Below are 12,139 nucleotides of genomic sequence, written 5' to 3'. Positions count from 1 at the left end.
AATGTTTGTTGCCGATAGGAAATCTGATGCGCCGCGCGCGCTTTCCGATACGAAACCGAAGGGAAATCGATGCCAAGCGCGATGCAAAGCGCGGCGCGGGCCGGCGGTGCAGGCCGGCCCGAAGCGACATGTTACGACATTGGCGCCTCAGCCGAGGCGGGTTCCCGCGGCGGGATCGAAGAAATGCAGGCGCTCCGCCGGCAGGCGCACGGCAATGCGCTCGCCGCGCGCGGGGCGCACCTCGTGCGGCAGACGCACGACCACCTCGTTGCTGCCCCAGCGGCCATGCGCGAGATTGTCCGCGCCAAGCAGCTCGCAGGTCTCGACCTCGAGGGAGGCGGGCTCGCCCGCCTCCGGCTGCCGATTGCCGCTATCGCCGCTATCGCCGCCATTGCCATTGCCGTGCATGTGCTCGGGGCGCACACCCAGCACGCATTCGCGTCCCGGCTGCAGCGCCGCGCGCAAGCCGGCCGGGAGCTGCTCGATCGGCAGCGGCAGTTGCGGGCCCATGCCCGCCGTCTCGAAGCGCTGGCCATCCGCGCTCACGCGGCCGCGCAGCAGATTCATTGCCGGCGATCCGATGAAGCTCGCCACGAACATCGACGCGGGCCGGTCGTACACCTCGCCGGGCGTGCCGATCTGCTCGGCGCGCCCGCCGTTGAGCACCATCACGCGCTGCGCGAGCGTCATCGCCTCGATCTGGTCGTGCGTGACATAGAGGCTCGTCGTGCGCAGGCGCGCATGCAGGCGCTGGATCTCGAGGCGCATCTGCACGCGCAGCTTCGCGTCGAGATTCGAAAGCGGTTCGTCGAAGAGAAACACCGAGGGCTCGCGCACGATGGCCCGCCCCATCGCCACGCGCTGGCGCTGCCCGCCCGAGAGCTCGCGCGGCTTGCGTTCGAGCAGCGCGCCGAGCTCGAGGATCTCGGCCGCCGCCGCCACGCGCGCATCGATCTCACGGCGCTCGAGCCCCTGCAGCCTGAGGCTGTAGCCCATGTTGCGCGCCACCGTCATATGCGGATAAAGCGCGTAGTTCTGAAACACCATCGCGATGTCGCGGTCCTTCGGCTCCATGCGGTTGACGACCTTGCCGCCAATCCCGATCTCGCCCGAGCTCACGCTCTCGAGCCCGGCCACCATGCGCAGCAGCGTGGATTTCCCGCAGCCGGAAGGCCCCACGAGCACCATGAATTCGCCGTCCGCCACCTCCACGTCGATGCCGTGCAGCACCCGCTGCGCACCGTCGTACGATTTCGTCACGCCCCGCATGCTCAATGCCGCCATGCCGTCTCCCGCTCACTCGTTTGAAGTTTCGTTCGATGTTTCGTTGGCTCGTTCGCTTGTTCGTTCACCGTCTGCCCGATATGCCTCGCCTTCATCATCACGCGTCACTTCTCCACATCCACTAGCCCGCGCACGAACCAGCGCTGCATCGCCAGCACCACGACGAGCGGCGGCAGCATCGCGATCATCGTCGCGCACATCACGAGATGCCATTGCGTGGCCGCGTCGCCGCTCGCGATCATGCTCTTGATGCCGACCACGGAAGTCGTCATGGACGCCGTGCTCGACATCAGGATCGGCCACAAGTACTGGTTCCAGCCGTAGATGAACGTGATGACGAAGAGCGACGCGATATTGGTCTTCGAAAGCGGCAGCACCACGTCCCAGAAGAAGCGCAGCGGACCCGCTCCGTCGATGCGCGCCGCCTCGATCAGCTCGTTGGGCAGCGTGAGAAAGAACTGGCGAAACAGAAACGTGGCGGTGGCCGAGGCGATCAGCGGCAGCGTGAGCCCCGCATAGGTGTTGGTGAGATGCAGCGTGGCCGCGACCTGCACCGTGGGAAAGATGCGCACTTCCACGGGCAGCATCAGCGTCACGAAGATGAGCCAGAACGAAAGGCGCCGAAACGGGAAGCGGAAAAACACGATCGCATAGGCGGAAATGATGGAGATCGCGATCTTGCCCACCGAGATCACCAGCGCCGTGATGACGCTGTTGAGCAGCATCTTGCCGAACGGGCTCGCGGCATTACCCGTGCCCACGTTCCAGACCGTTGCCGCGTTCTCGAGCAGATGCGTGCTGGGCACGAGCGAAAGCGGCACCGAAAAGACCTGTTGCGCGTTCATCGTCGCCGCGCAGAACGCGACATAGACGGGAAACGCCACCACGGCCACGCCGAGCAACAGCATCGCGTGGCAGAAGAGGTTGAAGTATTTGCGGTTCTCGATCATAGGTGAGCAACCCCTAATACTGGACCCGCCGTTCGATGAAGCGGAACTGGAAGATCGTGAGCGCCGTGACGAGCAGCATCAGCACCACGGACTGCGCGCCCGAGCTGCCGATATCGAGCCCGCGAAAGCCTTCGTCGAAGATCTTGTAGACGAGCGTACGCGTAGCCTGCCCTGGGCCGCCGCCCGTCGCCGCGTCGATCACCGGGAAAGTGTCGAACAGTGCGTAGACCACATTCACGACGAGCAGAAAGAAACTCGTGGGCGAGAGCAGCGGCAAGGCAATGCCGAAGAAGCGCCGCACCGGCCCCGCTCCGTCGATGGCCGCGGCCTCGAAGAGCGACTGCGGAATGGCCTGCAGCCCCGCGTAGAAAAACAGGAAGTTATAGCTGATCTGCTGCCACACGGACGCCACCACCACGAGCGTCATGGCCTGCCCTGGATTGAGCGCGTGATTCCATACGACATGCACGCGCGCGAGCGTGTAAGTCACGAGGCCGATGCTCGGATTGAAGAGAAAGCCCCAGAGCACCGCCGCGATCACCGGCGCCACCGCGTACGGCCAGATCAGGAAGGTCTGGTAAAAGCGCTTGCCGCGCGTGACATGATGCGCCATGGCGGCGAGCACGAGCGAGAGCACGAGGCCGCACACGGTCACGAGCGCGGCAAAGACGACCGTCGTCTTGATGGAATCCAGATACAGCGGGTCTTTGAACAGATGCGCGAAATTCGCGAAGCCGACGAATTCCGAGGAGGTGCCGAAGGCGTCTTCGGCCTCGGTGGATTGCAGGAGCGCGACGCCCGCGGGCCAGAGAAAGAATACGGCCGTGACCGCGAGTTGTGGGCCGACCAGCAGATAAGGCAGCAGGCTCGCGCCGAAACGGGAGCGTTGTTCCATCGCTTCGATCTCCTCGGGTTGCGGCGCCGCACCGGCGCGCGCCTGCATTTTAGCCGAGAGTCAAGACACGCCCCTTAACGATGCGCCACGCGCTGCGATCAGCTCTTCCACCACGCTGATGACCTGGCCCGCGGTGATCACGGTCGTGCACTGATAGCGCAGCGCGTCGCCCGCGTGGCGCGGACACCAGCCGAAGTCGCTGTCGAACTCGACTGTGCTGTCGTTGTAGCAGCTATTGCAGCCATGAAAATTGATCACGCGCCACGGTGTATGGAACTCGTTTTTCGGATGCGAAAAGCCGCTGATCATGACCACAGGCGCCCCCACCGCCCACGCAAGCCAGGAGAGTCCGCTGCTCAGCCCGACGAAGAAGTCCGCGTGCGCGAGCAGACTCGCGCGTTCCTGCAGGGGCCGCTCGCCGGTGAAGTCCTCGGCGCCTTCCGGCATCGTGTTAAGCGCGCCGGGCAGGCCATATTCGCGATCCCGGTCGATGCACAGCACGCGATAGCCGCGCGCCTTCAGGTGCGCGACCAGCCTGCGCCAGCCGTCCGGATTGTTCCAGTATTTGCACTGCGTCGAGGCCTGTGCCGCGATGCACACATAGGGCTGCGCCACGGTGCGCGAGCGGTCGGCCACTACGACGTGGGTGCGCCGCTCCACCGCCGGCACGCCCAGCAGATAGGAGGCAAAGTCTTGCAGGCTGCTCACGCGCGGATCGGTGGGCTGGTGATCGCGGTCGGCATACGGCGAAAAGCAGCCCACGCGGTAGGTTGCATAGATGGGCTTGCCGTCGTCGTCCAGGGTACCGGAAGCCTCGGGCATTTCCGATACGAAACGCAGCGCCGGATAGCCGGCTTCGAACAGCGCGTGCAGCCATGGCCGCATCTGCACCGTCACCGAGCAGGCGTGTCGCTGCCGAAAGGCCTCGATAGCCGGCACCCAGGCGATCGCGTCGCCCAGCGCGCCCGAGCCGATGGTCATCCAGACGTGCTTGTCGGCGGCATCGAATGCATGGGAGAAGACCAGCCGGGTGCCGTCGAACACCTCCAGCAGGAATCGCACGAAGTATTTGCGGCGGCTCGCCACGATCTCGCCGGCCGCAGGCGCGGCGTCGAACACGAGGTTCTGCGTGTCGAGATCGACCATGCGCACGCGCCAGCCCGCCACCGGCACCTGCACACGGCACCCGTAGTTGAAGTCGTAGCGGATGCCCTCGGGGCCTTCAAGGCAAGGGGCGTCCACGCGCGCGAAACTGGCCGCGTGGCTGCCGCGTTGCGTATCGGAAAACCCGGAAACTTCAGGAGCGGGACGCGATTCTGGATGATCGGATGCATGCACCGTGCGGACCTTGTTGGCGTGGCTGCGATATTCGAGACGGACGGACGAGCCAGAACGCCCGGATCCGTCGCGCCCGCGATGATAGTGCAGCACCGCCCCCGCGCCCCGGCACGCAGATCAAAACTTCGCCAAATAGCAAGCCCCGCAATTCAAGGTGCGCTCGCGCGCTACGCCAGCGCCGCCGCCGCGAACTTGCCGAGATCCGTGGCCGGGTCGCGCAGCGCGGCGAGATCGAGCCGCTTGCCCGAGCCCACGAGCTTCTTGCCGCACAGGAAATCCGGCATCGAGCTCACCGCATCGACCGCCAGCAGCGCGCCGTCCTTCAGGTAGTAGACAGCGAAGCGGCGCGCGGCCGGGTCGCCGCGCACGACGGTTTCGTCGTAACCCTCGTGCAGCCCCACCGTCTGCAGCTTCAGGTCGTACTGATCGGACCAGAACCACGGCGCGTCGCACGCGGGCCGCGCCTTCCCGACGATGGCCGAAGCGGCGAGCTTCGCCTGCTCCACCGCGTTGTGCACGCTCTCGAGCCGGCCCGTGCGGCTGTAGTGCGCGAGCGGCCGGCTCGCGCAGTCGCCAATGGCGAACACGTCGGGGTCCGACGTGCGCGCGTCCTCATCGACCTCGATGCCGTTGGCGCACGCGATGCCGGCCACCTGGGCGAGCGTGACGTTCGGCGTGATGCCGATGCCGATCAGCGCGAGCGTGGCGGGCACGATCTCGCCGCCCGCGAGCTTCACGCCCGTGAGCTTGCCGTGCTCGCCCACGAACGCCTCGATCTTCGAATTCAGGCGCAGGTCGACGCCCTGCGCGCGATGTTCGTTCTCGTAGAACGTGGAGACCGTCTCGCCGGTCACGCGCCCCAGCACGCGCGGCGCGGCCTCGAGCACCGTCACCTCGTGCCCCAGTTGACGGGCGGCGGCCGCGGCCTCGAGGCCGATGTAGCCCGCGCCGATCACCACGAGCCGCTCGCCGGGCTTCACGCGCTCGCGCAGCACGTCGGCGTCGGCGAGCGAGCGCAGCGCCACGATGCCCGCGAGGTCGTGTCCCGGCAATGTCAAGGCACGCGGCGTCGAGCCGGTCGCGAGAATGAGCTTGTCGTAGTGCAGCGCGGTACCGTCGCTGAGCGTCAGCGTGTGGCTCGCGCGGTCGAGCGATTGCGCGCTCGCGCCGAGCTTCAGTTCGATGCGCTGATCGTCGTAGAACTGGCGCGGCTTGAGCCAGAGCCGCTCGAGATCGGCCTCGCCTTTCAGGTAGGTCTTGCTCAGCGGCGGACGATGATACGGCGGCACCGGCTCTTCGCCCACCAGCACGATGCGCCCCTCGAAACCGTACTGGCGCAGCAGCGCCGCCGCGTTGCCGCCCGCGTGCCCTGCCCCGACGATCACCACTGTGTTGCCTGCTTCCTGCATGTCCGCTCCCGTTCATTGATTCGCCGCACGCATGGGCCATGGCCATCGAGCACGGCACCTTGCCAGTCTGGGCTTGACGACGCGCACCGCCCGCGCGCGCCGGGACCGGCATCATCTCACGTCTGCACGGCGGACGGCAAAGCCCCGGCTTGTGTACATGGCACGAGCCCGCAGGACAACCACGCCATCAATCGAGCGCGCGGTCGTTCGGCGCCGCGTAGAGCGCGCGCAGCGTATCGCTCATCGGAAAGTGAAAGTTCACGCCCTTGGGCGGCACCGGCTGCTCGAACCACTTCGTATAGAGCGCGCCGATCTGCCCGCTCTTCATGAGCGCGCTCATCGTCTCGTTCACGAGTTGCTGGAAAGCCGGATCGCCGTTGCGCAGCATGAATGCATAGGGCTCCCAGGATTGTGGCGTGCCGACGATCACCCAGTCGGACGGATGCGCGGTCAGCGAGCGCGTGCCGGCGAGCAGCACGTCGTCCATCATGTACGCAACCGCGCGCCCCGATTCGAGTATCTCGCGCCCCTGCCGGTAGTCCTTCGCGCTGATCACCTGCATGTTCATATGCTTCTCGAGATTCATGCGGCGCAGGATCGTCTCGGACGTCGTGCCCTGATTGGTGAGCACGGTCTTGCCCACGAGATCGCCGAAGTCGTGGATGCCCGAGTCCTTGCGCGTCAAGAGCCGCGTGCTCGCAATGAAGAACGTATCGGAAAACGTCACCTGGCTGTGGCGCGCCTGCAGATTGGTGGTGACGCCGCATTCGAGATCGACGGTGCCGTTCTGCACGAGCGGAATGCGGTTCTGCGAAGTCACGGGAATGAAGCGAACCTGCAGATTCGGGCGATGCATCTGCGCCTTTATCGCATCGACGACATGATTGCAGATGTCCTGCGAAAAGCCGATCACATTGCCGTTCGCATCCACATACGAGAATGGCACGGACGTCTCGCGATAGCCGATTGCAATCATGTTCGCGGCGCGGACCTTATCGAGCGTGGGCTGCGCAACCTGTGCGCCAGCCGGTTGCAGCAATAGCAACGGCAGCGCCAGCATTGCCGCGCCGGCGAGACTGCGCAACGCCCGGCACCGCCCCTTCGCCACGCGCTTGAGCCGGTTCATGACTCGCTCCCCCATGCCCGATGGACGTTTCGATTCGTGAAGTGATGCGCCCTGCACAACGCGCCCGATCCGCATGGCTCGCACGGCGCGCCGCCCAATGCGATGTTAGCGCGCGGGCGCCGTCGCGAGAAACGCAAGGCGAAAAAAAAGCAGCGGCCGCAGCCGCTGCATTCGCGTCGCATGGGTCCGCCTCGCGTGCTCAGCCGTTGACGATCTCCTTCGGCTGCGGCAGCGAGAGCGCGGCGCCCAGCACCATCGCCGCCGCCACGCAGTACATGCCCGCGTTGGTGCTATGCGTGACGTCCTTCATCCAGCCGATGAAACTGGGTGGGCATCTTAACGAACAGCGAGGCCGCCGATATCACCGCCCACGTGAGCATGATGCGCGCGATCCACCTGCGCGCGCCCACGCGATGCATGAGCAGATTGCCTGGGACTTCGAAGAAGAAATAGCCGATGAAAAAGATCCCCGCCCCGAGGCCGTAGACGGTCTCGCTGAATTGCAGGTCGCTCAGCATCTGCAGCCTGGCGAAGCCGACGTTCACGCGGTCGAGATAGGCCGCAACGTAGCAAAGAAAGAGAAAGGGCAACAGGTGCAGTGTCGCTTTCGCGTAGGCCCGGGATTCGAGCTGCTGCCGTTGGGCGCTCGCAAGGCCGCTGGTAAGGGTATTCATGGTCTCCCCATCATGGGTCTGGCGCTTGCATGCGTTGGTCGTGCGTTGTTCATGCGAGCCATCGCTGCACCGGCCAGGAAAATCGGGTCTTATGCCTGGCGTTGCAGGCGCGATGTTACCGGCCACGCCCCTGCCTTGCAGTGAATGGAAAGTGGACAATCGTAGCGGCACGCAATCGGCACTGTCACCATTATGTAAGCAAGGCCGAATCTGTGGGCACGCCCGGTGCAGGGCTACAATCATCGGTCGAGTTTCGTATCGGATACATTGCATGGAGAAGCGCACGCCATGACTCATGCCGCCCCGCCCCGTCGCCCGCGCGTCTATCTCGCGGGATTCGACGTGTTTCGCCCCGACGCGCTCGAATACGGCGCACAGCTCGTCGCCGCATGTGGCGACTTCGGCTTCGAGGGTCTTTACCCGCTGGACGTACAGGTGCCCGCCGATCTCGACGGCCCGCGCCAGGCCGCGTGGATCTACCGCGCCAACATCGACGCCATCCGCAGCGCGGACATCGTGATGGCCAATGTCAACGATTTTCGCGGCCCGGGCGAGCCTGACTCGGGCACGGCTTTCGAGATCGGCTTTGCCGCCGCACTAGGCAAGGAGATCTGGGCTTATTCAGCCGACACCGGCACGCTGATCGAGCGCGTGCCTTCGCACCCCAGTGCGCAGGGCCGGGTCTGCGAGCGCGGTTTTCTCGTCGAGGACTTCGGGCTGCCGAAAAACCTCATGATCGCGTGCGCGGCGCGCATCGTGCCGGGCGACGCGCGCGCGTGCCTCGCGGCCATGGCGCGGGGACGGCTGGACTAGCCGCCCCGCCGCACGACGGCGCACCACCGCGCACGACGGCGCATCACGCCGCGCCGCTGCGCTCGCGGCACCCGCTGCACGCCAGGCGGCGTGGCGCCCTCAGTGGTGCATCGTGCTCATGCGCTGCAGCGCGCGGATGCGCGCGACCGCCGGACGGTCGGCCACCGCGGTCTGGTAGAGCTTCGCGACATCGGCCTTGAGCGCGGTGCGCGAGGCGCCGTCGAGATACACCATGTGTCCCGATGGATAGAAGCGCGCGCTCAGGTTGTTGCGCACTTTCTGGTCCACGAGCGGCATCTTCTGCAAATCGATCACGGTCTGGTAGAACGGCGTGACGAAATCGTAGTAGCCGTTGGCGGAGAGCACGCGCAAATCCGGATTCAGCGCCATCACCGCGGCCAGGTCGCCCGCCGTGTAGAGCACGATATTGCCCTGCGCGTCGACGCCCTTTTGCGCGCCCGTCGGGTCGATGTGACTGAAGTTCCAGTTCTTGAAGGCCTGGTCGTTGAGGTCCGTGAACGACGAGTTGGTGCGGAACTTGAGCGTCTCGTTCAGATAGCTGTTCCACATGGCCGTGTACACGCCGCTCACCGCCGTCATGGTGGGGTCGTTGCCGCCGGAATTCGGATCGATGTTGCCGGCAATGCCCGTGTCGATCGCGGTCACGCGGCCGTCGTACGAGCCGAGCGCCACGCCCTTGTCCTTGAGCAGCGTGGTGAGGAACAGCGAGTTGCCGCGGCTGTCGTAGGCCGCGATGTTGAGGTCCCAGGCCTGCAGCGTTTGCGTGTCGATACCCGTGTATTCCGAAAGTGTCTTCAGCGTAGCGGGGATCGCCGGATTTTTCGGATCGGGGAATTTTTCCAGCGCGACCCGGTAGTCGGTGCGCGCGAACTGCGCTACCTGAGCCGCGAACGTCTGCAGATCCTTGGGCGCCGGCTTCACACCCAAACGCTGGTGATACCACGCGTCGGCCGCCGCCGTGGGCAGCGCGCCAACCGGATTGCCGCTTTGCGTGTAGTCCAGAATCGAAGACTGCAAGGTGATGCCGTTCAGGTCCACGCCGTCTTCGTGAAGGCGATACGCGAGCACGCAGCTGCGCGCCGTGCCGTACGATTCTCCGTAAAGAAACTTCGGGGAATTCCAGCGGTCGTTGGCGCTCAGGTAGCGTTTGATGAACTGCTTGAGCGAATCCGCGTCCTGATCCACGCCCCAGAAGTCGCGGTTGTGATGCGGCGCGATGGCCGCCGAGTAGCCCGTTCCCACCGGATTGATGAAGACCAGATCGCTCTTGTCGAGCAGGCTGTCGGGGTTGTCTTCGAGCGTATAGGGCGCGGGCGGCGTGAAGCCCGGCATGGAGGTCTTGATGCGCCTGGGCGCGAACGAACCGAGCAGCACGAACACCGAGGAGGAACCCGGGCCGCCGTTATAGAAGAACGTGACGGGACGGTCCTGGGCCTGTACGCCGTCCTTCGTGAACGCCACGTAGAAGATCTTGGCGTTGGGCTGCGAGCTGCTCGGGTCGACCGTGACGAGATGGCCCGCGGTCGCTGTATAGGCAATCACCTCGCTGCCGATCTGGATCGCATGATGCGTGATGGCGGCGTTCTCGGTCATGTCGGTCACGAAGTCGTCGGGACCGTTGCCATAAGCGGTGGGATCGAAGCACGGCTGGTCGTTCGGGCTGCGGTGCTTGCCGTTGCCGCTTGCCGCTGCGGTGCCTTCGTTGGTCTGAGCCTCTTCGTTCATCTTGTCTCCTTGCTCGTGGTACGCCGTGGTATATCGATCGCCCGGAACGCGGTTTCGCTTGGGAAACCAGGAAAACTTTTGCATGCGCGCCGCGTTCCGTCACGCGGCACGCAGGTCCCCGATGCTACGCCGAGCCAAGCGCGGCTGCCACCTTCGTGCCCACGGGCGTGCCGAGCCCCGTGCAGGCGTCCCAGCCGGGCGCGGCCGCGTAGTCGCCGTTGTTGCCGCTCGTGATGTCGTTGAACGCGCCGGGCTGCGCATAGAGCTTCGCGTTGACGAAGCCCGCCGCCTTGCCGCTGCTCCCGTTGATCCGCGCGATCAGCGCGGCCCACAGCGGCGCGACGGCGCTCGTGCCGCCCACCACGGTGTCCGTCCCGCCGACGTGCACCTCGTAGCCCGTGGACGGGTCGGCGTCGGCGGCCACGTCGGGCACGCCGCGCTGCGCGAGCGCAACCGCTGCGCCGCTGCTGCGCGCCGCCTTCAAGCCCTGCTGCCACGCGGGCAGCGCGAACGTCGCGCTCACGCCGCCGCCGGTCGCGCCGTTCTCGCCGCTGCTCCACACGGTCTCACGCGCGATCTTGCCGTTTGCCGCGCTGAGTTGCGTGCCGCCGCAGCCGAGCGCATAGGGGCTGGACGCGGGGAAGTCGACATGGTCGGCGCCATCGCCCACGCCGTCCGACGAGCCGCTGTCGCCCGCCGCGCAGCACACCGTCACGCCCAGCGCCACAGCGGTCTGCAGCGCGTCGTTGAGCGCGCCCAGCGTCTGCTGCGACCACACCGATTCGGGCGCGCCCCAGCTGATCGAAATGACCGATGGCTTGCGCTGGCTGTCATGCAGCGCCGCGCTCACGGCGTCGACGAAACCGGCTTCGCTGTTCGGCGCGAAGTAGACGGCGATCAGCGCCCCGGGCGCGAGCGCGCCGGCGATCTCCACGTCGAGCGTGACTTCGCCGTCGGGTCCACTGGGGTCGCCGTTCGGCGCGTTGGTCGCCTGATCGACCGAGACGGCTTCCACACGCGGCGGCGAGACGCCAAGCGCGCTGAAATAGGCATCGAGGTCCGACTGGGCGTAGCCGCCGCCCATTTCGATCAGCGCGATGCATTGGCCCTGGCCGTCGCCGGCCGGAAAATCGTAGAGCGCGGCGAGTTGCAGCGGCGTGAATGAACGGCTCACCGCGCGCGCGGCGCGGATCGGCGCGTGCACGGCCCCGCCGGAGCCCGTGGCCGTGACAACCGGCGGGCTTTTCGCCGGGGTTGTCGCGAGCGCCGTCGAATCGATGCGGAAATGCGCCCGCGCCTTGGCGCGGCTGTCGAGGCCGACGACCGCGGTGACGATCCCGTGCAGGTCGTCGGGCAGATGCACGGGGCCAGTGGGCTGGCGAAAGTGCTGCTTGAGCTTGCCAACCTGATGCTCGAAGCGCTGCAAGTCCACGCCGAATGCGGCGTTGTACTGCTGCACGGTGCCCGAAAGCACGACGCGGCGCGCGCTGGGGTCGGCCTTCACGACCGCCAGGCCGTGCGCCTTCGCGAACGCCTCCACGCGCGCGATGTCGGCGGCGTCCGCACCGAAGCGCTGGTCGTATTGCTCGCGCGAGATCGGATGCGCGCCGGGCGCGCCCGACGCGATGCGCTCGACCAGCTCGCGGAACGCGGGCTCGGCCTGACGCCGCACGATCACGACGACGTTGAAATGTTCCGTGGGATCGCACGCACCGACGCACTGCGCGCCGGTCGGCACCGGGTGTTCACTGCCTGCTACGGGACGCCTGATCATGGCCTGATCTCCTCGATGAGCACGTAGTCGTTCGCATTCGGACACACAACCGATTATGCGAGTTCCACGCGCCGAGCGAGTCGTCGACGCCTTTGCGCCATCGGCCTGGCCCGCGGGCACACGCAGCCGG

9 protein-coding genes and 1 pseudogene are annotated in these 12,139 nt (G+C 66.2%); 1 reads left to right on the top strand and 9 read right to left on the bottom strand.

Annotated elements, in window-relative coordinates:
• Nucleotides 1-147 precede the first annotated feature (147 nt).
• From BO1_RS28720 to BO1_RS28685, 7 genes and pseudogenes are all read right to left on the bottom strand, one after another.
• Nucleotides 148-1,284: a sn-glycerol-3-phosphate import ATP-binding protein UgpC gene (locus BO1_RS28720; RefSeq protein WP_028220503.1), complete on the bottom strand. Its 1,137-nt coding sequence runs from the start codon at nucleotides 1,282-1,284 to the stop codon at nucleotides 148-150.
• Nucleotides 1,285-1,388: 104 nt separating this feature from the next.
• Entirely contained in the window at nucleotides 1,389-2,234 is an 846-nt protein-coding gene (gene ugpE, locus BO1_RS28715) for a sn-glycerol-3-phosphate ABC transporter permease UgpE (protein ID WP_028220502.1), read from the bottom strand.
• 13 nt (nucleotides 2,235-2,247) lie between these two features.
• On the bottom strand, nucleotides 2,248-3,129 hold the full coding sequence (gene ugpA / locus BO1_RS28710) for a sn-glycerol-3-phosphate ABC transporter permease UgpA (RefSeq protein WP_028220501.1): 882 nt from the start codon (nucleotides 3,127-3,129) through the stop codon (nucleotides 2,248-2,250).
• Between the two features lie 60 nt (nucleotides 3,130-3,189).
• Nucleotides 3,190-4,467: an autotransporter strand-loop-strand O-heptosyltransferase gene (locus tag BO1_RS53125; RefSeq protein WP_043286981.1), complete on the bottom strand. Its 1,278-nt coding sequence runs from the start codon at nucleotides 4,465-4,467 to the stop codon at nucleotides 3,190-3,192.
• 167 nt (nucleotides 4,468-4,634) lie between these two features.
• Nucleotides 4,635-5,876, bottom strand: a complete 1,242-nt coding sequence (locus BO1_RS28700; RefSeq protein WP_028220500.1) for an NAD(P)/FAD-dependent oxidoreductase — start codon at nucleotides 5,874-5,876, stop codon at nucleotides 4,635-4,637.
• A 187-nt stretch (nucleotides 5,877-6,063) separates the two neighbouring features.
• Nucleotides 6,064-6,936 (bottom strand): transporter substrate-binding domain-containing protein, encoded by an 873-nt coding sequence (locus BO1_RS28695; protein WP_028220499.1) that lies wholly within the window; start codon nucleotides 6,934-6,936, stop codon nucleotides 6,064-6,066.
• 377 nt (nucleotides 6,937-7,313) lie between these two features.
• A pseudogene (locus BO1_RS28685) lies at nucleotides 7,314-7,676 on the bottom strand (MFS transporter); the annotation flags it as partial.
• A gap of 288 nt (nucleotides 7,677-7,964) precedes the next feature.
• Here BO1_RS28685 and BO1_RS53120 point away from each other — a divergent pair.
• Nucleotides 7,965-8,489 carry a nucleoside 2-deoxyribosyltransferase gene (locus BO1_RS53120; protein ID WP_043286956.1) on the top strand — a complete coding sequence of 175 codons (525 nt, stop codon included), beginning with the start codon at nucleotides 7,965-7,967 and terminating at the stop codon, nucleotides 8,487-8,489.
• Nucleotides 8,490-8,588: 99 nt separating this feature from the next.
• Here the strand turns inward: BO1_RS53120 and BO1_RS53115 are convergent, their stop codons facing one another.
• The gene (locus BO1_RS53115) at nucleotides 8,589-10,235 is read right to left on the bottom strand and encodes a S10 family peptidase (protein ID WP_043286978.1); all 1,647 of its coding nucleotides are present in this window, start codon (nucleotides 10,233-10,235) and stop codon (nucleotides 8,589-8,591) included.
• Nucleotides 10,236-10,359: 124 nt separating this feature from the next.
• The gene (locus tag BO1_RS28670) at nucleotides 10,360-12,009 is read right to left on the bottom strand and encodes a S53 family peptidase (RefSeq protein WP_028220497.1); all 1,650 of its coding nucleotides are present in this window, start codon (nucleotides 12,007-12,009) and stop codon (nucleotides 10,360-10,362) included.
• Nucleotides 12,010-12,139 lie beyond the last annotated feature (130 nt).

Origin of the sequence: Paraburkholderia oxyphila NBRC 105797, assembly GCF_000685075.1 — a bacterium.
Taxonomy (GTDB): Bacteria; Pseudomonadota; Gammaproteobacteria; order Burkholderiales; family Burkholderiaceae; genus Paraburkholderia; species Paraburkholderia oxyphila.
The sequence above is the reverse complement of the archived record's forward strand: the minus strand, read 5'-3'. Positions and strand labels throughout refer to the sequence as shown.

Coding starts and splice junctions, on each gene's coding strand:
- BO1_RS53120 (WP_043286956.1), top strand. CDS start 7,965: ATGACTCATGCCGCCCCGCCCCGTCGCCCGCGCGTCTATCTCGCGGGA.
- BO1_RS28720 (WP_028220503.1), bottom strand. CDS start 1,284: ATGGCGGCATTGAGCATGCGGGGCGTGACGAAATCGTACGACGGTGCG.
- BO1_RS28670 (WP_028220497.1), bottom strand. CDS start 12,009: ATGATCAGGCGTCCCGTAGCAGGCAGTGAACACCCGGTGCCGACCGGC.
- BO1_RS28695 (WP_028220499.1), bottom strand. CDS start 6,936: ATGCTGGCGCTGCCGTTGCTATTGCTGCAACCGGCTGGCGCACAGGTT.
- ugpE (WP_028220502.1), bottom strand. CDS start 2,234: ATGATCGAGAACCGCAAATACTTCAACCTCTTCTGCCACGCGATGCTG.
- ugpA (WP_028220501.1), bottom strand. CDS start 3,129: ATGGAACAACGCTCCCGTTTCGGCGCGAGCCTGCTGCCTTATCTGCTG.
- BO1_RS28700 (WP_028220500.1), bottom strand. CDS start 5,876: ATGCAGGAAGCAGGCAACACAGTGGTGATCGTCGGGGCAGGGCACGCG.
- BO1_RS53115 (WP_043286978.1), bottom strand. CDS start 10,235: ATGAACGAAGAGGCTCAGACCAACGAAGGCACCGCAGCGGCAAGCGGC.